General features: G+C 72.4%; 19 protein-coding genes. 10 read left to right on the top strand and 9 right to left on the bottom strand.

What is annotated here, in order from left to right:
* The first annotated feature begins 19 nt into the window (after positions 1 to 19).
* The 7 genes from B0I28_RS25035 to B0I28_RS25065 all read left to right on the top strand — a co-directional run bounded on the left by B0I28_RS25035 (position 20) and on the right by B0I28_RS25065 (position 9,616).
* Positions 20 to 1,351, top strand: a complete 1,332-nt coding sequence (locus tag B0I28_RS25035) for an EsaB/YukD family protein (protein ID WP_106366590.1) — start codon at positions 20 to 22, stop codon at positions 1,349 to 1,351.
* Positions 1,351 to 5,316: a type VII secretion protein EccCa gene (eccCa, locus tag B0I28_RS25040; protein WP_106366591.1), complete on the top strand. Its 3,966-nt coding sequence runs from the start codon at positions 1,351 to 1,353 to the stop codon at positions 5,314 to 5,316. The genes B0I28_RS25035 and eccCa overlap by 1 nt, the downstream gene beginning before the upstream one ends.
* Before the next feature lie 90 nt (positions 5,317 to 5,406).
* Positions 5,407 to 6,402, top strand: a complete 996-nt coding sequence (locus B0I28_RS25045) for a hypothetical protein (RefSeq protein ID WP_106366592.1) — start codon at positions 5,407 to 5,409, stop codon at positions 6,400 to 6,402.
* Positions 6,403 to 6,435: 33 nt separating this feature from the next.
* A complete protein-coding gene (locus B0I28_RS25050; protein ID WP_106366593.1) occupies positions 6,436 to 7,179 on the top strand; it encodes an SDR family NAD(P)-dependent oxidoreductase in 744 nt (247 codons plus the stop codon).
* A 1-nt stretch (position 7,180) separates the two neighbouring features.
* Positions 7,181 to 8,398 carry a metallophosphoesterase gene (locus B0I28_RS25055; protein WP_106366594.1) on the top strand — a complete coding sequence of 406 codons (1,218 nt, stop codon included), beginning with the start codon at positions 7,181 to 7,183 and terminating at the stop codon, positions 8,396 to 8,398.
* A gap of 94 nt (positions 8,399 to 8,492) precedes the next feature.
* Positions 8,493 to 8,858, top strand: coding sequence for a nuclear transport factor 2 family protein (locus B0I28_RS25060; protein ID WP_106366595.1), 366 nt, complete (start codon positions 8,493 to 8,495; stop codon positions 8,856 to 8,858).
* Between the two features lie 56 nt (positions 8,859 to 8,914).
* Positions 8,915 to 9,616, top strand: coding sequence for an alpha/beta fold hydrolase (locus tag B0I28_RS25065; RefSeq protein ID WP_106366596.1), 702 nt, complete (start codon positions 8,915 to 8,917; stop codon positions 9,614 to 9,616).
* A gap of 36 nt (positions 9,617 to 9,652) precedes the next feature.
* Here the strand turns inward: B0I28_RS25065 and B0I28_RS25070 are convergent, their stop codons facing one another.
* The gene (locus B0I28_RS25070; protein ID WP_181245959.1) at positions 9,653 to 12,292 is read right to left on the bottom strand and encodes a tetratricopeptide repeat protein; all 2,640 of its coding nucleotides are present in this window, start codon (positions 12,290 to 12,292) and stop codon (positions 9,653 to 9,655) included.
* A 207-nt stretch (positions 12,293 to 12,499) separates the two neighbouring features.
* On the opposite strand from B0I28_RS25070, the gene B0I28_RS27525 reads away from it, so the two are divergent.
* Positions 12,500 to 13,150, top strand: a complete 651-nt coding sequence (locus B0I28_RS27525; RefSeq protein ID WP_219926979.1) for a phage antirepressor KilAC domain-containing protein — start codon at positions 12,500 to 12,502, stop codon at positions 13,148 to 13,150.
* Positions 13,151 to 13,277: 127 nt separating this feature from the next.
* On the opposite strand, the gene rhaS is transcribed toward B0I28_RS27525, so the two are convergent.
* From rhaS to B0I28_RS25095, 4 genes are read right to left on the bottom strand one after another with little or no spacing between them, the layout of a single operon-like run.
* Positions 13,278 to 14,345, bottom strand: a complete 1,068-nt coding sequence (rhaS, locus tag B0I28_RS25080) for a rhamnose ABC transporter substrate-binding protein (RefSeq protein WP_106366598.1) — start codon at positions 14,343 to 14,345, stop codon at positions 13,278 to 13,280.
* Positions 14,346 to 14,359: 14 nt separating this feature from the next.
* The gene (locus B0I28_RS25085; RefSeq protein ID WP_106366599.1) at positions 14,360 to 15,364 is read right to left on the bottom strand and encodes an ABC transporter permease; all 1,005 of its coding nucleotides are present in this window, start codon (positions 15,362 to 15,364) and stop codon (positions 14,360 to 14,362) included.
* The gene (locus B0I28_RS25090; protein ID WP_106366600.1) at positions 15,354 to 16,370 is read right to left on the bottom strand and encodes an ABC transporter permease; all 1,017 of its coding nucleotides are present in this window, start codon (positions 16,368 to 16,370) and stop codon (positions 15,354 to 15,356) included. The genes B0I28_RS25085 and B0I28_RS25090 overlap by 11 nt, the downstream gene beginning before the upstream one ends.
* Complete coding sequence (locus tag B0I28_RS25095) at positions 16,367 to 17,899, bottom strand: sugar ABC transporter ATP-binding protein (RefSeq protein WP_106366601.1); 1,533 nt, start codon at positions 17,897 to 17,899, stop codon at positions 16,367 to 16,369. Before B0I28_RS25095 ends, B0I28_RS25090 begins: the two co-directional genes overlap by 4 nt.
* A 232-nt stretch (positions 17,900 to 18,131) precedes the next feature.
* On the opposite strand from B0I28_RS25095, the gene B0I28_RS25100 reads away from it, so the two are divergent.
* A complete protein-coding gene (locus tag B0I28_RS25100) occupies positions 18,132 to 19,340 on the top strand; it encodes a beta-1,3-glucanase family protein (protein WP_245889104.1) in 1,209 nt (402 codons plus the stop codon).
* 81 nt (positions 19,341 to 19,421) lie between these two features.
* On the opposite strand, the gene B0I28_RS25105 is transcribed toward B0I28_RS25100, so the two are convergent.
* From B0I28_RS25105 to B0I28_RS25120, 4 genes are read right to left on the bottom strand one after another with little or no spacing between them, the layout of a single operon-like run.
* The gene (locus tag B0I28_RS25105; protein WP_106366603.1) at positions 19,422 to 20,075 is read right to left on the bottom strand and encodes a response regulator; all 654 of its coding nucleotides are present in this window, start codon (positions 20,073 to 20,075) and stop codon (positions 19,422 to 19,424) included.
* Positions 20,065 to 21,318 (bottom strand): sensor histidine kinase, encoded by a 1,254-nt coding sequence (locus B0I28_RS25110; RefSeq protein ID WP_106366604.1) that lies wholly within the window; start codon positions 21,316 to 21,318, stop codon positions 20,065 to 20,067. Before B0I28_RS25110 ends, B0I28_RS25105 begins: the two co-directional genes overlap by 11 nt.
* Before the next feature lie 5 nt (positions 21,319 to 21,323).
* Entirely contained in the window at positions 21,324 to 22,058 is a 735-nt protein-coding gene (locus tag B0I28_RS25115) for an ABC transporter permease (RefSeq protein WP_106366605.1), read from the bottom strand.
* 60 nt (positions 22,059 to 22,118) lie between these two features.
* On the bottom strand, positions 22,119 to 23,027 hold the full coding sequence (locus B0I28_RS25120; RefSeq protein ID WP_106366606.1) for an ABC transporter ATP-binding protein: 909 nt from the start codon (positions 23,025 to 23,027) through the stop codon (positions 22,119 to 22,121).
* A 177-nt stretch (positions 23,028 to 23,204) separates the two neighbouring features.
* On the opposite strand from B0I28_RS25120, the gene B0I28_RS25125 reads away from it, so the two are divergent.
* A complete protein-coding gene (locus tag B0I28_RS25125; RefSeq protein ID WP_106366607.1) occupies positions 23,205 to 24,020 on the top strand; it encodes an isocitrate lyase/PEP mutase family protein in 816 nt (271 codons plus the stop codon).
* The last annotated feature ends 92 nt before the right edge of the window (positions 24,021 to 24,112 follow it).

Consider the following 24,112-nt stretch of genomic DNA (forward strand, 5'->3'; position numbering starts at 1 on the left):
AAGACTGAAAAGGCCCACCTTGCCCGGTCGATACAGCACCGTCACGATCGTCGGCCCCCGCGCCACGCGCGACCTCGCGCTCCCCGACGACCTGCCGGTCGCAGAACTCCTCCCGCAGCTCCTGCGGCACACCGGCCCCGAGGAGCCCGAAGCCGACGGCACCGGCTGGGCCCTGTCCACCATGGACGGCGCGACGTTCGCCCCCGGCGACACCCTCGCCGCGGCCCGCGTCCCCGACGGCGGCGTGCTCCTCCTCCACGACGCCACCGCCGCGGCCCTCCCCGACACCGTCGAGGACGTGCGCGACGCCGTCGAGGACGCCGTCGACGCCGGAGGCGCCCGCTGGGAGTCCGGCACCGGACGCCTCCTCGCCGTCGCCACCGCCGGGGTCCTCGTCGCCGCCGCCGCGCTCAGCCCCGGCGCCGACACCGCGGTCCTGCTCACCGGCGGCCTCGTCTGCCTCCTCGCCGTCCTCATGTCCTGGTGGTCGGCCCGCCAGCACGACTTCATGACCCACCTCGCGCTCACCGGCGGCGCCCTGTGGGCCGGGCGCACCGGCCACACCGCCGTCGAGGTCCTCGCCGCCGACGGCCACGCGCACACCGCGACCCGCATGATCGGCGCCGGGCTCGCCGCCCTCGCGTTCGCCGTCGTCGCCCGCGCCGGGGCCCGCCTCGCCACCGCCTACGCCGTCGGCATCGCCGTCGCGCTCGGCCTCGGCGCCCTCGCCTGGGCCCTGTGGGCCCGCATGGGGCTCACCGCCGTCCGCGCCGAGACCCTCGCGCTCCTCATCGCGCTCTTCGCGATCGCGCTCGTACCCCGCCTCGCCATGTCCTCCGCGGGCCTGTTCGCCCTCGACCGCGACGTGCGCGCGGGCGAGCCCACGAGCGAGGAGCACCTGGCCCGCCGCCTCCAGGCCACCGACGCCCGCCTCACCGGCGCCGTCTGCGGCCTCGCCGCCACCGCCGCCGCGGCCTCCGCCCTCCTTGCGGCGCAGGCGGACCCGTGGGCCTCGCTCATGGGCGCGGGCGGCGCGCTCGCGCTCCTGACCCGCTCGCGCATCTTCGAGCTCGTGCGCCACGTCGCCCCGCTGCGCCTCACCGGCATGGCCGCGCTCGCCTGGGCCGCATGGCTGTGGATCGGCCACTCCGACCCGCTGCTGTCGTGGCTGCCCGCGCTCGCGGTGCTCGCCGGGCTCGCGTACGTCTCGGTCGCGTCGGTCTCCCGCTCGGCGGTCTCGGCCGCGTGGTGGCGGCGCGTGGTCGCCGTCGCCGAGACGCTCCTGGTCGCGGGGCTCATCGCGCTCGCCGGGCACCTGTCGGGCCTGTACGCGATGATCGGCGGGATCTGATGGGCACCGAGGTCGTCCGCCGCCCGGCCCGGCGCCCCGCGCCCGAGGTCGGCACCGATCCGATCACGCTCGCTTCGCCTCCGGCCCTAGGCGAGCCGCCGTCGGCGGCGATGGGCGCGCCGATGCTCATGATGCCGCTCATGTCCGGCTCGGGCGCGATGATCATGGTCCTGTCGAACCTCCAGCGGCCCCTGTACGCCACGGCCGGGCTGCTCATGCTCGTCGCGAGCGTCGCCATGGGCGTGGTCCTGTTCGTGGCCATGCGGTCCGGGCCCAGGCGCAAGCTCCGGCAGGAGCGCGAACGCTACCTCGACTACCTCGAAGACGCCCGCCACACCATCCGCGAGGCCGTCAAGGCCCAGCGCGACCACGCCGCCCGGCGCCATCCGCACCCCGGGCTGCTCCTGGGCCTCGCCTGCGATCCGAGGCGCCGCTGGGAGCGGCGCAACACCGACCCCGACCTGCTGCACGTCAGGTGCGGGCTCGCCTCGGTCCCGCTGAGCCGGTCGCTGTCGCTGAAGATCGACGAGCAGAGCCCGCTCGTCGTCTACGACCCCGTGTGCCATTCGGGCGCAGAGGAACTCGTGGAGCAGTACGCGAACCTCGCCGACCAGCCGCTCACCGTGCCCGCGGGGGACGTCGGCGAGACCGCGATCGTCGGCGAGTTCGCGCGCACTCGCGCCGCCGCGCAGGCGATGCTCGCGCAGCTCGCGGTCCTCGTCGCTCCCGAGGACCTGCGCATCGCGATCGTCGCCCACCCCAACGTCGCTCCCCAGTGGACCCCGCTGTCGTGGCTGCCGCACCTCCTCGCCGACCCGACCTCCGCCGAGGCCCCGGTCCCGCTCATCTGCCCGACCACGGCCGAACTCGCCGAGCTCCTCGCCGACGACCTGGCGCTGCGCGCCGCGGAGCTGCGGCGCCGCCGCGGCGGGCCGCCCGGGCCCGGCGCGCGGCGGCTCCTCGTCGTCGTGGACGGCGAGCACCAGGTGTCGCTGCCGGGGATCGTCCCCGACGCCGAAGGGCTCGAACTGCTCGGCGTCCACGTCTGGACCCTCGTCGCCGAGCAGCGCCAAGAACCCGAGCACACCGCGATCCGGATCAAAGTGGACGCCGAATCGGTCGCGGTGACCCGCATCGAGCGCGGCGACGGCGCGGTCGGCGAGACCACCGCGACCGGCCGCCCCGACCGGCTCGACCCCGCCGACCTGGCCGCGCTCGCGCGGGCGGTGAGCCCGTGGCGGCTCGCGCTCGACGACGTCTCCCACGCCCTCTCCGGGGTCCACGGCCTCGCCGACATCCTCGGCGTCGCCGATCCGGCCGATGTGGACTGGCGCCGCACCTGGGCGCCCCGCGAGGAGTCCTCGCTGCTGCGCGTCCCGTTCGCCGTGGACGCCGACGGCCGCACCGTCGAGCTCGACCTCAAGGAGTCGGCGCTCGGCGGCATGGGCCCGCACGGGCTCATCGTGGGCGCCACCGGCTCCGGCAAGTCCGAGGCGCTGCGCACGCTCGTCGCCGCGCTCGCGGTGCGCCACCCGCCCGACCGCCTCGCGCTGCTCACTGTGGACTTCAAGGGCGGCGCGACGTTCGCCGACTGCGACGACCTGCCGCACTCGGCGGGCGCGATCACGAACCTCGCCGACGACCTCGGGCTCGTCGACCGCTTCGCCGAGGCCCTCTACGGAGAGATGACCCGGCGCCAGCAGATCCTCAAGGACGCCGGGAACCTCCCGAACGTCCACGCCTATGCGCGCCTTCGCGAATCGAGCCCCGAGCTGGAGCCGCTGCCGCACCTCCTCGTCATCATCGACGAGTTCTCGGAGCTGCTGACCGCGAAGCCCGACTTCTCCGACCTGTTCGTCGCGGTCGGGCGCATCGGCCGGTCCATCGGCGTGCACCTGCTGCTGGCGACCCAGCGCCTGGAGGCGGCGCACCTGCGCGGCCTCGAATCGCACCTGTCGTACCGGATCGGCCTGCGCACCTTCTCGGAGGCCGAGAGCCGCGAGGCCATCGGCGTGCCCGACGCCTACCGGCTCCCGCCCGAGCCCGGCTCCGGATACCTCAAAGTAGACACCACGATCTTCACGAGGTTCAAGGCCGCCATGGTCTCCGGCAAGTACACGCCGCCGCGCGACGTGGAGCAGCGGAGCCTCCCGGTGCTGCCGTGGCCCGTGCCGCCCACCGTGAACGTCCTCGACGCGCTCGTCAACTCCGCGGCCCTGCGCCCCGGCGGTGAGCAGCCCGACCCCGAGCACTCCGTGCTCCGCGTCCTCGTCGCCTCCCTCGCCCACGCCGCGCAGACCGACGGCACCCTGCCGGTCCGCCCCGTGTGGCTGCCGCCCCTGCCGGAGTCCATGCCCCTCAACGCCGTCGACACCGAACCCGCCGAGCCGGGCTCGCGCCTCACCGCCGTCCTCGGCCTCGCCGACCACCCGCGCGAGCAGCGCCAGAACGCCCTCGAATGGGACCTGTCGGGCGCCGACGCGAACCTCGCCGTCCTCGGCGCCCCCACCTCCGGCAAGTCCACGCTCCTGCGGACCCTCGTCTCCGGCCTCGCCCTGCGCTACCCGCCGACCGCGTTCGCCGCGTACGTCATCGACTTCGGCGGCGGCGCCCTCGGCGGCCTCGCGAAGCTCCCGCACGTCGCCGTCGCGGCCGGACGCGCCGAACCCGAACTCGTCGCCCGCACCCTCGCCGAGGTCCGTTCACTCCTCGACGCCCGCGAGCACCTCATGCGCGTCAAGGGCATCGACTCCGCCGCCGGGCTGCGCCGGGCCGCGGCCGACGGCTCCGTGGACGTCCCCGGCGACGTCCTCCTGGCCGTCGACGGCTGGGGCGGCCTCACCGAGGCCAAAGAGGACGCCAACGACCTGCTCATGGAGATCGCCTCGCGCGGACCGGCGCTCGGCGTCCACACCGTGCTCACCGCCGTCAACTCCACGCAGATCCGCTCCCGCCTCGCCGCGTCCATCTCCGGGCGCATCGAACTGCGCCTCGCCGACGCCTTCGACTCCGGCATCGACCGCAAGCTCATCGAGCAGCTCCCCAAGGAGTTCCCCGGCCGGGTCCTCACCGCAGACAAGAAGTTCGGACACATCGCCCTGCCCCGCATCGACGGCTCCGACTCGGCCGACGACCTCGCGGAGGGCTTCGCCGACCTCGCCGAAGCGGTGCGCCGCCGCTGGCCCGGACCCGGCGTCGCCGCCGTCAAGGCCCTCCCGACCGCGCTCGCGCTCAACGACCTCGTCCCGCCGCTCCGCGCTCCCGCCGAAGGCGACCCGTACGCGCTCGCGCCGGTCGTCGGCCTCGCCGAGAGCGACCTGCGGCCCGCCGCGATCGACTTCACCGCCGACCCGCACCTGATCGTCTTCGGCGACACGCAGACCGGCAAGTCCACTGTGCTGCGCACGATCATGCGCCAGATCGCGCGCCGCCCCGGCGCCGAGGCCGGGATCTTCGTCGTCGACTACCGCCGCTCCCACCTCGAAGAGGTCCCCGAAGGGAACCTCGTCACCTACTGCAACACCGGCCCGCACGCCGCGCAGAACGCCGCCGAGCTCGCCGAGGCCCTCAAGAAGCGCCTGCCCGGCCCTGAAGTCACCCCGCAGCAGCTGCGCGAGCGCTCCTGGTGGACCGGCCCCGAGGTGTTCGTCGTCGTCGACGACTACGACCTCGTGCCCACCTCCGCGGGCAACCCCCTCGCGCCGCTCACCGAACTCGCCGCCCACGGCGGCGACCTCGGCCTCCACCTCATCCTCGCCCGCCGCACCGGCGGCGCCAGCCGCGCCGTCTACGAACCGCTGCTGCGCCAGCTCGCCGACATGTCCAGCCCCGGCCTCATGTTCTCCGGCGACCGCCTCGAAGGACGCCTCCTCCACGGCACCGCCAGCCGCCAGCTCCCGCCCGGCCGCGCCCTCCTCGTCCGCCGCGGCGCCGCCCCCGACCTCGTCCAGATCGCCCGCGCCTGACCAAAGTCGCACCGGCCCGATACCCCCGTCACCAGGCTCGATACCGCGGAACGATGCGCCGCGGCGCCCCGCGCCCGTAGCGTCGGGGCCATGGACCAGACCGCCGGGCCCGCCGCGCCCCGCCTCGTGCCCGCGCTCGGGCTCGCCCTCCTCGCGCCCGTGTGCGCCGAGCTGCTCTCCGGCTACGACGACACCACCGGGCACCCAGTCGTCCTCGTCTTCATGGTCCTCGTCGGCGCGGCCCTGTACGGCGCGCCCGCGCTCCTCATCCGCGAGACCGCCCGCCGCACCGGCCTCGGCTGGCCCGGCGTCCTGCTCCTCGCCGCCGCGCTCGGCATCGTCCAGGCCGGGATCATCGACCAGTCCCTGTTCTCCACCGACTACCGCGGCATCGACTACTGGGCCGCGATGACCGAACCGACCCGCATCGACGCGCTCGGCATCAGCGCGATCACCATGCTCACCTTCGTCGGCGGGCACATGGCCTGGAGCTTCACCGCCCCCATCGCCATCGTCGAGGCCATCCACACGCGCGGCCCGCAGCGGCCCTGGCTCCGCGCCCCCGGCCTCGCCGTCACCGCCATCGTCTACCTCGCGGCCGCGTACTTCGTCCTCCGCGACCACTACGCCAACGAGACCGACCACGCCTCCCCGGCCCAGCTCACCGGCGCCGCCGCATGCGCCGCCGCCCTCATCGCGCTCGCGTTCCTCCTGCGCCGCAACCCGGTCCGGCGGCCCCGGCGCGTCCCGCCCGCGTGGGCCCTCGTCCCCGCCAGCGCCGCCGCCATCATCGCCTCCACGGTCTCCTACTCCTGGACGGGCTTCGCCCTCGCCGCCGTGCTTCTCGGCGGCGGTGCCGTCGCGATCGTCTTCTGGTCCCGTTCCATGGCCTGGACGCCGCGGCACGCGGTCGCCCTCGCCTCGGGCGCCCTGTACGCCGTCGTGCTTCCCAGCTTCATCACCGACCCGATCGGCGAGGTCGACCCGGTCGCGAAGTACGCCAACAACGCCGTCATGACCCTCCTCGTCATCGGCTTGACGTGGTGGGCGATGCGTCGCTCTTCCCCGGCGGCGCCGCCGCGCTAGAGTCGGGCCCGGACCCGACCGAAGGAGCACCGCATGGCACGCACCGCAGTGGTCAGCGGCGGCGGCACCGGCATCGGCCTCGCCGTGGCCGAGCGCCTCGCCGCCGCAGGTGACGACGTCATCCTCACCGGCCGCCGCGAGGACGTCCTCGCCGACGCCGCGAGCAGGATCGGCGACCAGGCCTCCTATGTGGCCGCCGACCTCGAAACCCTCGAAGGCGCCGCCGCCGTCCTCCAGCACGCCTCCGAGCACGCCGGACGCATCGACGTCGTCGCCGCCGCCGCGGGCGGCAACACCGCCGCGAAGGCCCCCGCCGACCTCCAAGGGCTCGAACGCGTCTCGTGGGCGTGGAACGCGAACCTGCGGCTCAACGTGATGACCGCCGTCCACCTCGTCGAGGGCCTCAAGCCGATCCTCAACGACGGCGGCCGCATCCTCCTGTTCAGCTCCATCGCCGCCTACCGCGGCTCCGGCACCGGCAGCTACGGCGCCTCCAAGGCAGCCCTGCACCCGTACGCGATCGACCTCTCCTCCGAGCTCGGCTCGCGCGGCATCACCGCGAACGTCATCGCCCCCGGCTACACCGAGGACACGGAGTTCTTCGGCACCAGCATGACCGAGGAGCGCCGCACCATGCTCATAGGACAGACCGACAACAAGCGGCCCGGCACCCCCGGCGACATCGCCGCCCTCGCCGCGTGGCTCGCCTCGCCCGAGGCCGGGCACGTGACCGCGCAGATCATCCAGTCCAACGGCGGCGCCCTGGCCGGTCGCTGACGTGGACGCGCTCTGGTCGACCGTCCCGGACATCGCGATCCCCGTCGGCTTCACCGTCCTCCACGCCTACCTGTGGCTGCGCCTGGTCCGCGACACCACCCGCCGCGGCTCGCGCTGGCGCCTCGCCGGCGGGATCGCCTTGGGCGCCTTGGGGGCGCTCGGGATGCTCGCCCAGTGGTTCACGCCCTCCGTCCACGGCCCCATGTGGTTCCAGGCCGCGGTCGGCTGGCCGGGCTGGATCTGGTTCGGCGTCATGATGTACCTGGCGGGCGTGCTCATCATCGCGGAGCCGATTCGCTGGCTCCTGCTGCGCCGCAACAAGACCCAACCCGACAAGGGGCTGCTCAGGAAGGCGATCGCCGAACCGGAGGGCACCCCGGAAGGACTCTCCCGCCGCCGCGTCGTCTCCCGCGCGATCGGCCTCGGCGCCACCGCGGTGGCCCTCGGCACCGTGGGCGACGGCCTCTACGAGGGCTACCGGACCCCGCGCCTCAAATCCCTGGAACTCGCGCTCCCGCGCCTCGACCGGGCCTTCGACGGCTACCGGATCGCGATCGTCGGCGACACCCACTTCTCCGCGATCCGCGGCAGCGGCTACTGCCGCCGCGTCGTCGACCGGATCAACGGCACGCAGCCCGACCTCATCGCGTTCGTCGGCGACCTCGCCAGCAACGAGGCCGACCAGCTCCGCGACGCCACCGAACCGCTCGCCGACCTGTCCGCGCGCGACGGCGCGTTCTTCGTCTCCGGCAACGCCGAGCACTACGTGGGCGCCGACGCCTGGTACGAGCGCGTCGAGGAGCTCGGCATGACCGGCCTCCCCAACACCCGCGTCGAACTCGCCGGGTTCGACCTCGCGGGCGTCAACGACCTCATCGTCGAGCAGCGCCACATGGAATCCACCGAGACCGGCCCCGACTTCGAAGCGGCCCTGGGCGACCGCGACCCGACCCGCCCCGTCGTCCTCCTCGCCCACCAGCCCAGCGCCGTCGACCGCCTCGCCGGATACGGCGTCGACCTCCAGCTCTCCGGCCACACCCACGGCGGCCAGATGTGGCCGGTCCACCTCCTCTCGCGCTGGCGCAGCGGCCAGCTCACCGGCCTCGAAACCCACCACGGCACCCAGGTCTACGTCACCAACGGCGCCGGCACCAACGGCCCCCCGATCCGCGTCGGCGCGAACGCGGACATCACGGTGATGACCCTCCGCGTGGGCTGAATCCTCTTCTTCCCGCCGTCTTCCCGGCGTTCCGGCCGGATTGTCGGTGGCGGCGGGTAGCGTCGGCCGTCCGCACAGGGAGGGGAACCGCGCCATGTCCCGCAACACCGACACCGTCAACCGCTACCTCGACGGCTTCCGCCGGAGCGACCACGAGCAGATCCTGTCCTGCCTGACCGACGACATCGCCTGGACCGTCTACGGCGCGTTCCAGCTCAGCGGCAAGTCCGCGTACGACGCCGCGATCGAGGGCCCCGGCTTCATCGGACCGCCCACGCTCGACGTCGTCCGCATGGTCGAGCAGGGCGACACCGTGATGGCCGAGCTGACCGGCGCCGCGACCCGCGACAACGGCGAGGAGATGCGCATGTCCATGGCCGAGGTCTTCGTGATGAGAGACGGCCTCATCTGCGAGCGCCGCGCCTGGGTCATCGAGCTGAAGGAGAACGACTACCGCTGACCTGCGGGTCCGCGAACCAGCCCGGGATGTCGGTCCCGGCCGTTAGGGTCGGGGCCATGGACATCATCTTGATCCCCGGCTTCTGGCTCGACGCGTCCTCCTGGGACGACATCACCCCGTCCCTGGAGAAGGCCGGACACCGGACCCACGCGCTGACCCTCCCCGGCATGGAGTCCGTCGACGCCGACCGCTCCGGCATCGGCCTGCGCGACCACGTCGACTACGTGATCGCGAAAGTCGACGAACTCGACGGCCCCGTCATCCTCGTCGGCCACTCCGGCGGCGGCGCGGTCGCCCACGCCGTGGCCGACGCCCGCCCCGACCGCATCGCCCGCGTCGTCTACGTCGACTCCGCTCCGCTGGGCCCCGGCGGCGTCATCAACGACGAGCTCCCGGTGGTGGACGGCGAGATCCCGCTCCCGGACTGGAACGTCTTCGAGGACGAGGACCTCGTCGACCTCACCCCGGAGCTGCGGGAAGCCTTCCGCGCCAGGTCGATCCCGACCCCCAAGGGCGTCGCCTACGACAAGCAGGTCCTGAACGACGAGCGCCGCTTCGACATCCCCATCACCATGATCTGCTGCGAGTTCAGCTCCGCCATGGTCCTCGCCTGGATCGAACAGGGCGTCCCCTTCGTCAAGGAGCCCGCCTCGGTCAAGGACGTCACCTACATCGACCTGCCGACCGGCCACTGGCCCCAGTTCACCAAGCCCGTCGAGCTCGCTGAGGCCCTGGTCTCGGCCGTCGGCAAGGCGTAGTTCACGTCGACCGCGGTGCCGCGGGCGGCACCGCGGTCACCCGGCCTCGGGGAGCCGGTCCTTGTACTCGGCTGCGGCTGATCGGGACTCCTCCAGCTCCGCGACCTCGATCCCGGGGCAGGCGATCAGGAAGTCCAGGTCGTCGAGGAAGTCGACCACGGATTCGGTCGGCGGCTCCGCTTGCAGCACCGCGTCGAGCCGCTCCCGCGCCTCGCCGGTCCGGCCGAGGACCAGCAGATAGACGACGATGTTGAAGCCGCGCAGGTGCTCGTCGGTCTCCGTCTGGATCAAGTCGATCGCGGCGAGGAGTTCCCGGTCCGCCTCCTCGGCGGCACCCGTGGCCTTCAGCGCCACAGCCCTGAGCAACCGCAACCAGCTGTCCGCGGGATCGGCTTCCGCGAGCCGTGTCAACTCGAACAACGCCGGCTCGGCGTCCCCGGTCGCCAGGTACGCCATGGCGCGCTGGATGAAGCGCCATTCGCTCTCGATGCCGAGTTCGATGATTTGTTCGAGGTCGGCAAGGGCCCGGTCGTACCGGCGAAGGTCCATGAGGGCGGCGGCGCGATTCTCAAGCGCCCAGTCGTCATCGGGGTCGAGTTCTATAGCCCTGTCGAGGTCGGCCAGCGCCTCCTGCAAGCGGCCCGCGAACCGGTGGAGCGCTCCGCGGTAGGCGTACGGGACGGCGTTCTCGGGGATGAGCTCGACGGCCCTGTCGTAGTCGGCGAGTGCAGCCTCCTCGTTGCCCATCGCGTCGTGCATCCACCCCCGGAGCATCCAGTTCCAGCCGTCGTCTGGACTGAGGCCGAGAGCGCGGTCGAGTTCCGGGAGCGCCTCTTCAAAGCGGCCCTGCAAGTGGTACGTGAGGCCGCGCTGGGCGATGGCGGCACCGTCTTCAGGAGCGAGCGAGATCGCCTGATCGAAGTCTGCGATCGCCTCCTCGTAGCGCTCCATCAATTGCAGGACGATGCCGCGCTCGGTGTAGCAGTCGGCCCGCTCCGGGGCGAGTTCGAGGGCGCGGTTCCAATCGTCCAGGGACTCCTCGAATCGGCCGCGGTTCCGATGCGACCAAGCGCGGTTCACCAACGTGAGCTCGCGGGTATCCGGGTTGAGTTCGCCGCTGTCGAGCAGTGCCGTGAGGAAGGCGGTGCTGTCCTGTTCGTCCTTGAGCAGTTCGGTCAAGCGCGCGCCCCACGTGGCGAGCTGCTCGGCGCCTGCGGACGTCCCGGCCTCGGTGAGCATCGCCGCCCAGCGGCGGGCGAGCGCAACGCTCGATTCACTGGCAGCCGCGACTGCGCTTATCGCCGGGGAGAATGTCGTCACCGGGGCCGCGCAGAGCCGGTGGTACATCGCCTCCAGCATGAGCGCTTGCCATTGCTCGTCCTTCCCCTCATCGCCCTCGGCCACCCCGAGGGCCTCCTGCTCGGCGGCGAAGTGCTCGGCGAGCGCCTGGTGGCGCTCGCGCCAACGCTGCGGGGAGGTGACGCGGGCCGAGCGGAGCATCGGGTCGCGGACCGCGTCGTGGTAGCGCCAGTAGTCGCCTGCGCGGGAGACGAAGGGCAGGCCGCAGAGCCAGTCGAACAGGTCCTCATTGCCCTCGGGAAGTAGGTCGCGGTTGAAGCGCCGGGGGAGAGCGGCGGCTTCGGCGAGTTTGCGGCGCTGTTCGTCGGGCTCCCATTTGAGGAAGCGCTTGACCGCGTCTTCGGTCGGGTCCAACACGGCACCAGGATCTTGCGGGCTGTTCTCGGCGAGTGTCGCCAGCCACATCGGGATGCGGCCCGAGAGCGAGAGGATCACTTCCACAACGGGTTCGCTGGTGACGCCGCGCTGGGCGAGGAGGCCGCGGGCCTCCTCCTCGGTGAAGGGTTCGAGCGGGTAGGCCGCGATCAGGCTGCGGAGCGGGGACCAGCGGTTGTCGGCCAGCGCGAGCTGTCCGGCCACGACGGTGACGACCTTCGCCGAGAGGCCGCCGAACTTGCCCGAGAACAGGTCGAGGAGCCAGTCCTCTAGATAAGGCGCGGTGCGTTCGAAGGTGTCGAAGCAGAGCACGACCGGCCGCTCCGCGGCGATCCGATTGACCGCGCCGACGAACTCCCGCGTCAGCACGTCGACCGGGGACAGCAGCAGGTCGATGTCGGCCTTCTTCTTGAACTTCTGCACCAAGAAGGCGCGGAACCGGTTGGCTTGCGATGCAAGCGCATCGGCATCGACGAACTCGGTGATCGCACCCGCCACCGGCACCGTCTTCGCGAGGGCCATGCCCGCGCGCACCGTGCTCGTGGTGAGCATGTCGCCGAGGGGCGCATTCGGATCGCTTTCGAGCTCGCTGCGGCGCTGGCGGTAGGTGGCGAGCTGGGCTTCGAATTCGGCGAGGCGGGCGTCCTGGGCGGCGAGGTCGGCGGCGATGGCGGACATGGTCTCGACGACCTCGAAGTAGTCCTCGTCCACATAGGCGCAGGCGGCGCTTTCGGCCTGGGCGATGCGGCGGAACTGCTGGAGGAGGAAGGACTTGCCGACGCCGGCGATGCCGGAGACGTTGACGATGTAGCGGCGCGCGGGGTCGGCGGGCGGGAGGTGGAGGTTGGTGCGGAACTCGGCGAGCCGCGAGTCGCGGCCGACGAAGGCGTCCTGCTGGCGGCGGCGCAGGATGTCCTGGAGGGTCGGTGCCGCGTCGTCCAAGTGCTCACTCCCGGGGGTGCGGATGGTCGCCTCCAAGGGTAGGGCAGGGCGGCACGCGGCGGTGGCCGGGACCGTCGAAATTTCCCCGCTGAACTGGGGAAATCGGGGTGTTCGCGGGGAGGGAAAATGTCGTACCCCGAACGTATGATCGAAGGTAAGGACGGTCCTTGGAAGCCGCTGAGGACGCCCTCCCGAGAGGAGCCGAACATGCTCGAATCCGCCCCCGTTCAGCAGCCCGCCGCGCGGGATGCCATGCCGCACCTCGGTTACCGCGCGTGGCAGCGCTATCAGGACGCCGCGCAGACGGCCGTGGTCCTTCGCGGGATCGCCGCCGACGTCGCGGTCGCGCCGACCCCTGTGGACGCCGACGAGCTCGACGAGATCGAGGTGGCCCGCCGCTACCTCGCCGCGCTGGAAGCCAAGCGCCGCTTGCAGGTCAAGCTCGCCGACATCGCCCCGGCGGCGGCCTCGTGGGAGGTGCTCGCCTCCGGGCGCGGCGACTTCTCGGTCGCCGACGCCGCGAAGATCCTCTCTCGGGACCCGTCGATCGAGATCGGGCAGAACCGCCTGTTCGCCGCGCTCGGGGACCTCGGGTGGACCTACCGCCAGCGCAGCGACCACTCGTGGCGCGTCTACCAGTCCGCGATCGCGGCCGGGAGGCTCTCCGAGATCCCCCAGTCGCACTCGCACCCCCGGACCGGCCGCCGCGTGATCGACCCGCCGCAGATCCGCGTCACCGCCAAGGGCCTCGGCGAACTCCGCGAACGCCTCGCCGGAGGCCGCACGGAGGTCCTGGTCGAACTGCCCCGCCGCATCCCCGGCGAGGCCCTCGCGGAAATCGAGGCTGCTCGCGAATAGCCGCTGGGGGGATGTCGTACCCGTCGGGCATCGTTGATGCCGGGGCGGGTGCCTCCCCCCGCCATTACGCCTGCCCAAGAACCCCTTGGCCGGGCGGCCGCGCGAGCGGCCGCCCGGTTTGCGGGGGTCAGAAGTCGAAGTCGTCGATGTTGTCGGCGTTGAACCTCGTGGGCGGGCCGAGGGTGACGACGCCGTCGGCGCCCACCGTGTACTCGCCGAGGTCGCCCGCGGTGAACACCTCGCCTTCGGCGCCGGTGATGATGCCCGATGCGGCGGCCGCGCCCGTGTAGGCGGCGAGCTCGCCCAGGGCGGTCGGGTCCCAGAGGGCGAACTCGGTGACCGTGCCGTCGTTCACGAACTCGCGCATCTGGTTCGGCGTGCCGAGGCCGGTGAGGGCCACCTGGCCCTTGAACTCCGAGCCCGAGAGGTACCGGGCCGCCGCGGCGATGCCGACCGTGGTGGGGGAGATGATCGCCTTCAGGTCCGGGTGGGCCTGGAGGAGGCCCTGGGTCTCGGAGAACGACTTCTCGTCCTCGTCGTCGCCGTACACGACGTCGACCAGCTCCATGTCGGCGTAGCTGGGGTTCGACTCCAGCTCGGCCTCCATGACCTCGATCCACGCGTTCTGGTTGGTGGCGTTGGCGGTCGCCGAGAGGATCGCGATCTCGCCGGTCGCGTCGATCTGCTCCGCGGCCATCTCCAGCAGCGCCAGGCCGACCTCGTCGCTGTCCACCTGCGACACGAACAGGTCCCGGCACGAGGAGTCCACATCGGAGTCGAAGGTGACGACGACGGACCCGCCCGCGCGGGCCTGCTCCAGCGAGGAGCACAGCGCGTTCGGGTCGTTGGCCGACAGGAGGATCACGTCGGTGGCCTGCTGGCTCAACGTGTCGATGTAGCTGACCTGCGACGACGCTGACGCATCGGAGGGCCCGGTGTACTCGAACGCGCCCTCCAGGGCGGTCGCCGCGGCCTCCGCGCCGGTGCTGGAGGCGTCGAAGTACGGGTTGTTCACCGACTTCGGGAGCATCGCGAACGACAGGCCGGTCTCATACTCGGCGTTGGGGTCGGCGCTGGCGTCGCCCGCGGGGCCGCCGCCGGCGTCGTCGTCGCCCTGGGTGGTGCCGCCGCAGCCGGCGAGGAGGGCCGCGGCCAGGATCGGGGTGGTGAGGAGGGTCAGGCGTCTGCGGTTCATGGGCTTGCTGCCTTTCATGCGGTTCGGCCGGTGGCGGTGGTGCGGCGTCTGCGGAGTGCGGTCCGCAAGGCGCCCAAGGCGTTCGGTGCGAGGACGGCGGCGATGAGGAGGGTGCCGGTGACGACGGTGAGCGCCTCGGTGGAGACGTGCGCCAGGCGCAGCGCGTTCTGCACCGACACCAGCAGGACCACGGCGGCGAGCACGCCGGGCAGCGCGCCCTTGCCGCCGAAGATCGACACGCCGCCGAGGAGCACGACCGCGATGACGGTGAGTTCAAGGCCGGCGGCGTTGTCGGCGCGCGCCGAGGAGTACCGGAGCGTCCACAGGACGCCGACGAGCCCGGCCATCGCCCCGGAGGCGACGTACAGCCAGAACTTCAAGCGCCCCACGCCGATCCCCGCACGCGAGGCGGCGATCGGGTTCGCGCCCGCCGCGTAGATCGAGCGGCCGACCGGCGTCGCGTGGAGCACGAGCCCGCAGGCGAGCGCGAGGACCAGCATCGGGATCAGCACGTTCGGCACGGGCCCATCGCCGATCGTCCCGAGCGTCCAGCCCGTGAACAGCCGCGGCCAGTCGGCGACCGCCGTGTCGCCGAGGAGCACGTACGCCAGGCCCCGGTACAGCGCGAGCGTGCCGATCGTGACCGCGAGCGACGGCAGCCCGAACCCGGTGACGAACAGCCCGTTCACCGCCCCGAGGACCGCCCCGAGCAGCACGGCGACCGGCATGATCGTCTCCAGCGCCATGCCGCCGTTCCACATGACGCCCATCGCGGCGCTGGTGAGGCCCACGGTGCTCGCCACCGACAGGTCGATCTCCCCGGTCGTGACGATGAGCGTCATCGTCAAGGCCAGCAGCAGGATCGGGGCCAGGTCCAGAATGATGTACCCGGCGTTGCGCGCGGTCCCGAAGTGCTCCACCGTCATCGACGCGACGACCAGGAACGCCAGGGTGACCGCGATGATCGCGGCGTCCCACGTCATGAGGGGCCGCGCGAGGCGGCGCAGGTCAGCGGACATGGGACCCCTTCGTTCGCAGTGCCCTCGCGGCCCTGACGCTCACGAGCCGGTCGAGCGCGATGGCCGCGAGGATCAAAGCGCCGACGATCGCCTGCTGCCAGAACTGGTCGATGCGCAGCACCGGCAGGGCGTTGTCGATGACGGTGAGCAGCAGCGCCCCGAGCCCGGCACCCAGTGCCGTCCCCGCCCCGCCGAAGATCGCCACGCCGCCGACCACGACCGCGGCGACCACGTCGAGCTCCATCCCGTACCCCGCCGAGGCGTCCACGGTCCCGAACCGGGCCGCGTACAGCACCCCGCCGAGCCCGGCGAGCGCGCCCGACAGCACGTACGCCGTCATCAGCCGCCGCCCCGCCGGGACGCCCGCGAGGCGCGCGGCCTCCGGGTTCGACCCGAGCGCGTACAGGTCCCGCCCGGCCCGGTACCGGCCCAGGAACACCCCGACCGCGGCCAGGACCAGCACCGACACCGCGAACAGGTACGGCACGCCGAGCACGTGCCCGCTCCCGAAGTCGAGGAACCCGCGCGGCAGGTCCGAGGCGTTGATCCGCGTGCCGCCCGCGATGAAGTACACGACGCCGCGGAGCACGTACAGCGTCCCCAGCGTCGCCACCAGCGGCGGCACCCGTCCGAAATAGACGATGACGCCGTTGAGCGCCCCGCACGCCGCGCCGACCGCCAGGCCCAGCCCCAGCGCGAGCGCCGTCCCCATCCCCGTGGCGCTCAACGCGCTCCCGGTGACATACGCCGACAGTCCCAGCACCGAGCCCACCGACAGGTCGATGCCGCGCGTCAGGACCACCACGGTCATCCCGCACGCCAGCAGCAGCGTCACCGCCGCCGCGAACAGCAGGTCCCGCACCGACTGCGCGCTGAGGAACCGCGGGTTCAGCGCCGTCGTCACCCCCACGAGCACCGCGAGCGCGACGACGAGCCCGAGCGCCCGGAACCGCAGCACCAGGTCGAGCCCTGCGGACCCGGTCCGCGCCTTCGCGAGCGCCGTCATGCCGCCCCCGTCGCCAGCACCATCACCGACTCCTCCGTCGCCTCGTCACGCCCCAGCTCCCCGGCGATCCGCCCCTCGCGCATCACCAGGACCCGGTCGGCCATCCCGAGCACCTCCAGCAGCTCGGAGGACACCATGAGCACCGCGACCCCGTCCGCCGCAAGGGAAGACAGCAGCCGGTGCACCTCGGCCTTCGTGCCCACGTCGATGCCGCGGGTCGGCTCGTCGACGATGAGCACCTTCGGGCCCGTCGCCAGCCACTTCGCGAGCACGACCTTCTGCTGGTTCCCGCCCGAGAGCGTCCCGGCCGCATCGGCGAGGTCCCCGAACTTGACGTTGAGTCGCGCGCTCCAGTCCGCCGCCGCGCGCCGCTCCGCGCCGCCGATGAGGAACCCGAAGCGCGACAAGCGGTGCCGCCGCGTGATCGTCGCATTGCGCATAATGGACAGATCGAGGAGCAGGCCCTGCTGGCGCCGGTCCTCCGGCACCAGGGCCACCCCGGCCCGCATCGCCGCACGCGGGCTCCCCGCGGGCAGCTCCCGGCCGTCCACCTTCACCCGGCCGGCGTCGCGCGGCCCGATTCCGAACACCGCCTGCACGACCTCGCTGCGCCCCGCGCCCACGAGCCCCGCGAGCGCCACGATCTCCCCGGCGCGCACCGTGAACGAGACGTCCCGGCACAGCCCCTCGCGGGTGAGCCCCTCGACTTCGAGGACCACCTCGCCCGCCGCGACGTCCTGCTTCGGGAACATCGCGCCGAGATCGCGGCCGACCATGCGCCGCACCAGCTCCTCGACGGCGACGTCGGCGAGGAGGTCGGTGGAGACGTGCGCGCCGTCGCGCATCACGGTGACGCGCTGGCACAGCGCCTCGACCTCGTCGAAGCGGTGCGAGATGAACAGGACCGCGGCGCCGTCTTCGCGCAGGGCCCGCACGACTCCGAAGAGGCGCTCGACCTCGACGCCGGAGAGCGCGGCGGTCGGCTCGTCCATGACCATGACGCGGGCGCTGCGGGAGATGGCCTTCGCGATCTCGACGAGCTGCTGGTCGGCGATCGACAGGCCCTTGGCGGGCCGGTCGGGGTCCATGGGGACGCCGAGGCGCGCGAAGAGCGCGGCGGCGTCGCGGTTCATGGCGGCGCGGTCGATGAGGCCGAAGCGGCCCTTGGGCTGGCGCCCGATGAAGAGGTTCTCGGCGACGGAGAGGTCGCCGAACAGCGCGGGCTCCTGGTAGATCACGGCGATCCCGGCGTCCATCGCGGCGGCGGTGTCGGCGAAGGCGACCGGTTCGCCGTCGAGTTCCACGGCCCCGGCGTCGGGGCGGTACAGCCCCGCCAGGATCTTGATCAATGTGGACTTCCCGGCGCCGTTCTCGCCCACGAGCGCATGGGCTTCGCCAGGGTAGAGGTCGAGGTCCGCGCCACGGAGGGCCCTGACGGCGCCGAAGGACTTGGCGACGCCCCTGAGCGAGACCGCGGGAACGGGCGGCGGTGCGGCCGCCGGGGCGGGATCGGGTTCGAGAGCAGGCAAGTGGCCCCCAGAAAGTGAATCGTTTCAATGCGTCGATCTATTCGGTACTCTACAAACCCGAACGCCCCCAGGTCAATACCCGACATCACTCACCCTTGGTGCACGACTCGGGCCTGTCCGTAAATTGCTGGTATTACCGGGTTCGCCCCTTTGATCTTTTAACAAACCGTGTTAATGTGCGGATTCCTCGATTTCCGCACCACGGAGGTTCGCGATGGTCTCAAGAAGATCCATGATCGCCCTGACCGCGGCCGGAGGGGCCGTCGCCGCCAGCTCGCCCTGGTGGCGCACCTGGGCCGTCCCCGCAGCCGACGCCGCGCCCGCCACCTGCGAACTCGCGCTCGCCAACGACACCGACACGAGCGACGTGCACGCCTACGTCACCGGCCGCGAGTTCGGCACCGACCGCATGATGCTCCTGCGCCCCGGCGGCCAGGGCCCCTACTACATCGAGCAGCCCGGGAGCACGAACACGCCGCTCCCGGTCGACTGCGCGATCCCGCTGAACGCGCCCGGCGCCGCGCCGGTCGTGGTCACCCTGCCGCGCATGTACGGCGCCCGCGTGTACTTCGTGCGCGAGTCCAAACTGGAGTTCTTCGTGAACCCCGGCCCCGCGCTCGTCGAGCCCGCGTTCCAGAACGCCAACGACGCGAACTTCGGCAAGATCGCCTCGTTCTGCGAGTTCACCTTCAACGACGTGCAGCTGTTCGTGAACGTCAGCTACGTCGACCTCGTCACCGCGCTCCCGATCGCCCTGCGCCTCCAAGGCGACGGCGACCACTCGGTGGCCGCGCTCGACCGCGGCGCGGTCGAGAGCATCGCCGCCGACCTCGAAGCCCAGGCCGCCGCCGACGGCCGGCCGTGGGACACCCTGGTCATGCGCGACGGCGGCGGGAAGATCCTCCGCGTCATGTCGCCGCAGAACGTCATGGCCCCCTACTTCGGCCAGCCGGACATGCCGTTCAACGGCTACTGGAGCGGCTACGTGAACGAGGTCTGGGAGCACTACCGCGCCAACGACCTCCGCATCGACCTCCAGGGCGGGCGCGGGGTCCTCACCGGCCGCGTGCAGGGCGACAACCTCGTCTTCAACGACGGCTCCACCTTCACCAAGCCCGACGACCGCGACATCTTCACCTGCAACCACGGGCCGTTCGCCAACGTGCCCACCGACTCCGACGCGAAGAAGGCCGCCCTCGCGCGCCTCGCCGCCGCGTTCAACCGCAGCACCGTCCACAACCACCCGGACCAGCCGAACGGCGCCCCGGTCGCGGACTTCTACGCCCACGACATCACCAACCACTACGCGCGCGCCGTCCACGACAACTCGCCGATCGGCTACGCGTTCCCCTACGACGACGTCACTCCCGACGGCGTCCCCGACCAGTCCGGCGTCGCCTTCGACGGCAACCCGACCCGCCTCACCCTGACCGTCACCTGACGGCCCCGCGGCCGGGGCGACCGAATCGCCGCGCGCGAACAGAGAGCGCTCTCTCGTGCGCGAGTCGCCCCGGCCGCGGCCTCACCGCCCCTTCGGCGTCAGCAGCCCCCGCTCGTACGCGGCCGCCACCGCCGCCGCCCGGTCGTTGACCTCCAGCTTCGCGTACACGTGCACCAGATGCGTCTTCACCGTCGCCTCGCTGATGAACAGCGCCCGCGCCGCCTCCCTGTTGCTGCGGCCCTTCGCGATCAGCGCCAGCACCTCCAGCTCCCGCTCGCTCAGCGGCCCCGCCGCCGCCGGCTCCGGCCGCCGCACCCGCGCCATGAGCACCGACGCCACCGACGGCGCCAGCACCGTCCCGCCCTCGTGCGCCGCCCGGATCGCCCGCCGCAGCTCCTCCGGCGACGCGTCCTTGAGCAGGTACCCGGCCGCGCCCGCCTCGACCGCGGGCAGCACGTCCGAGTCCGTGTCGTACGTCGTCAGCACCAGCACCCGCGCCGCCGACCCCCGCGCGGCCAGCTCCCGGATCGCCGCCACCCCGTCGGTGCCCGGCATCCGCAGGTCCATGAGCACCACGTCCGGCTCCAGCGCGAGCGCCCGGTCCACCGCCTCGCGCCCGTCGGCCGCCTCGCCCACCACCTCGATGTCCCCGCCCCGCGCGAACATGCCGCGCAGCCCGTCGCGCACCACCGGATGGTCGTCGGCGATGAGCACGCGGATCGGCTCAGCCCCCATCGGGCACCGCCGCGAGCGCCGGGACGATCGCCGAGACCACCGTGCCCCGGCCCGGCTCCGACTCGACCGACAGGCTCCCCGCGATCCGGCCCACCCGCTGGCGCATCGCCGGGAGCCCGTACCCGCCCTTCGCCCCCGCCGCGGTCCGCCCGGGCGCGAACCCGGACCCGTCGTCGCGCACGTCCAGTGCCAACTCGTCCTCCATATAGGAAAGCGTGATGCCGACGCGGCCCGCGCCGGCGTGCTTGGCGGCGTTGGTGAGCGCCTCCTGCGCGACCCGCAGCAGCGTCACCTCCACCTCCGGGTGCATCGGCCTCGCGTCCCCTGTGGTCACCACTTCCACCGGGACCCCTTGGGCCGCCGACCATTTCGCGGCGACCTCCGCGAGCGCCTCCGGCAGCTGCGCCTCCTCCAGCGTCGCCGGGCCGATCGCCCGCACGGTGCGCCGGGCCTCCGCGAGGCTCTCGCGGGCCAGCTCCACGGCGCTGTCGAGGTGGCGGCGCCGCTGCGCCTCGTCCGCCGCCGCGTCCACCGCCCGGAGCTGCGCGATGATCCCCGCGAGGCCCTGCGCGACGGTGTCGTGGATCTCGCGGGCCATGCGCTGGCGCTCGTCGAGGACGCCCGCCTCGCGCGCCTGCGTCATGAGCTGCATGTGCAGGCCCGCGTTCTCCTCCATGGCCGCCTCGCGCGCCGCGAACGCCTCCTCGCGCTGGGCGCGGAGGCGCTCCATCCGGTCGTTCATGACGAATCCCAGGCTGATCGCGACGGTCTGGATGCACACGATCACCGCATACACCGCGATGCCCTCGGCGCTCGGCTCGTCGGTCACCGTCGAGTTCACCACCAGCGACGTCGCGCCGATCCCGACCACCACCATCCACAACGGACGAAGCAGCCCGGCGTGGAAGAACCCGGTGATCACGAAGACGAAGAACAGCATGTCGAAGCGCATCAGCGTGAACCCGAGGACGGTGAGCCCCGCGAAGTACACCGTCATGCGCGCCAACGGGACCTGCGGCTCCGCCGACATGCGGGTGAACCCGAAGTACACCCAGAGCGCGGCCGCGGCCGACAGGACCGCGGTGGCGGTCCGGTCGGCCGGGGGCATCTCGGTGATGAGCGAGCTGAGGCAGACGCTGATCGCGAGCGTCAGGTACGGGACCACGTCCATGAACCGGCCGTAGAACCCGAAGATCCGCGACTGGCGCGACTTGACCTCGGCCTCCGCCTGCTCGGCTCCCATGCTCGTCACTCCCACTTGAAGATCCGCGCCGACGCCGCGCCCGCGGCCACGGCGATCGCCGCCATCGCCAGGAGCTGCACCGGGTCGGGGCTCTCGCCGTTCCAGCTGTCGAGCAGGGTCTGCACGCCCGGCGGCACGTAGTCGCCGACCCGGGCCACCGCGTCGGGGAGCATGAACCGGGGGAGGTACACGCCGCCGAAGAACATGACCGACATGAACAGGACCGTCGAGATCCCGGAGGCGGCCCGCGCGGTGCCCGCGACGGCCGCCACGAGCATACCGATCGCGAAGACCGCGGTGATCCCGAGGACGAACGCGAGCGCGAACCCCAGCGGGTTCTGCGGCAGCGGCACGCCGTAGGCGAGGCGGCCCGCCACGACCACGAGCAGCGCCGAGGCCAGGGCCGCCGCGACGTTCACGATCAACTGCGCGACAAGGAGCTTCGCCGGGTGCGCCGGCGTGGTCCGCATGCGGCGCAGGACGCCGCGCTCGCGGTACCCCGCCATGACCGCGGGCAGGGTGGTGAGGCCGATGACGGCCACGGACATGACGATCACCGAGGGCGCGAAGTAGTCCACGAACCGGACCCCGCCCATGTCGGCGGACGGCTCGCGCAGGATCGGGACCGCGCCGAGCCCGACGAGGATGACCGTCGGCAGGAGCAGGCCGATGACGAGCGAGGTGGGGTCGCGCACGAACAGGCGGGCCTCGGCGGCGGTGAGTTTCAGCAGTGACGACATGAGGGCTCTCCTCTTCCGTTGCGGGAATTCAGGTTCGGATTCAGATTCCGGTTCCGGGGCTCAGGACTCGACTGGCTTGCCGGTGAGGGCGACGAACGCGTCGTCCAGGCTGACCTGCTCCACGCGCAGGTCCGCGGCGACGATGTGGCTGCGCGCCAGGACCGACGCGACGGCCTGGAGCAGGTTCCCGGACCCGGCCACGACCACCTGGGAGCCGTTCCGCTCGACCGCGGCGACCTCCGGGAGGTCCAGCAGGAGCGCGTCGGGGAAGTCCGCGGAGGGCCGGAACCGCACGCGCTGCTCGGCGCTGACGCGCGCGGTGAGTCCGGCGGGCGTGTCGACGGCGACCACTTTCCCGGCGTCGATCACGGCGAGGCGGTCGCACAGCCGCTCGGCCTCGTCCATGAAATGCGTGACCAGCACGATCGTGACGCCCGAGTCGCGCACCTGCTCGATGAGGTCCCACGTGTCGCGCCGCGCCTGCGGGTCGAGGCCCGTGGTCAGCTCGTCGAGGACCGCCACGCGCGGGTTCCCGATGAGCGCCAGCGCGATCGACAGCCGCTGCTGCTGCCCGCCCGAGAGCTTCCCGAAGGGGGTCTTGCGCTTCGCGCCCAGGCCGAGCGATTCGATGAGCCGCCCGGGGTCGGCGGGGGAGCGGTAGAACGAGCGGTACAGGTCGAGCGCCTCGCCGACGCGCATCCGGTCGGGCAGGCGGCTCTCCTGGAGCTGGATGCCCAGGACCTGCCTGAGCTCCTTCACGTCCCGCGCGGGGTCGAGGCCCATGACCGAGACCCGGCCGGCGTCGCGGGTGCGCAGGCCCTCGACGCATTCGACGGTGGTGGTCTTGCCCGCCCCGTTGGGGCCGAGGATGCCGAAGATCTCCCCTTCGTCCACTGTGAACGAGACGCCGTTGGCGGCGCGCTGCTCGCCGTAGTGCTTCACCAGGTCTTCGACTTCGATGATCGCCATGGGTTCCTCCCTGTCCGGTACGGGAACAACCCTCGCAGCAACCGCGCCCGCCGCCATCGCCCACGCGGCGGAGCCACCGGTTGATCCGCCGCGTCAACCGATCGGTTGACGCCTCCCTCCGACGGTCATGTCGTTTTCCGGCCAGACACGAGGCGACACGGCTGCTTTGATTGCCCCATGACGAACGACCGGGCCGCGCGCTTCCGCGCCCTCCACACCACCCCGCCCCTGATCCTCCCGAACTGCTGGGACGCCGCCAGCGCCGCGGTCATCGCCTCCGCGGGCGCCGCCGCCATCGCCACCACCAGCGCCGGAGTCGCCTGGAGCCTCGGCCGCCCCGACGGCGACCGCCTCGACCGCGACGCGGCCATCGCCCTCGTCGAGCGGGTCGCACGCGCCGTCGACGTCCCGGTCACCGCCGACATCGAATCCGGGTTCGGCGCCACCGCGAAGGACGTCGCCGAGACCCTTGCGGCGGTCGCGGAGGCGGGCGCGGTCGGCGTCAACATCGAGGACACCGTGGCCGAGACGCCGGGCTCCCTGCGCCCGATCGCCGAACAGGCCGAACGCCTCGCCGCGGCCCGGGAAGGCGCGGGCCCGGACCTGTTCCTCAACGCCCGCATCGACATCTACCTCGCCGGCATCGGCGACCCCGCCACCCGCTTCGACGCGGTGGTCGAACGCGCCGCGGCCTACGCGGCGGCGGGAGCGGACGGCATCTTCGTTCCGGGCGTCACGGACCCCGACACGGTCGCTGCGCTCGTACAGGCGATTGACTTGCCGCTCAACGTGATGGCAGGCCCCGGCGCGCCCGCGCCCTCTGCGCTGGCGGCCCTCGGCGTCGCCCGGATCAGCCTAGGCCCCCGCCTCGCCTCGGCGGCCTACGCGGCGGCCCGCCATGCGACGATCGCCCTCCTCGAAGCCGACTCCTACGCCCCTCTCGAAGACGGCACCGACTTCGGGGAAATGCAAGCCCTCCTCGACCGCGGTTAGGTCGTGTTTACGAAGTCGGTTTCCAGTCGAGGATGATCGCGACTTGGATGGTGGCCTGGTATCGGACGGCGAGTTTGTCGAACCTTGTCGAG

Source organism: Glycomyces artemisiae (genome assembly GCF_003002955.1).
In the GTDB taxonomy this organism is placed as follows: Bacteria; Actinomycetota; Actinomycetes; order Mycobacteriales; family Micromonosporaceae; genus Glycomyces; species Glycomyces artemisiae.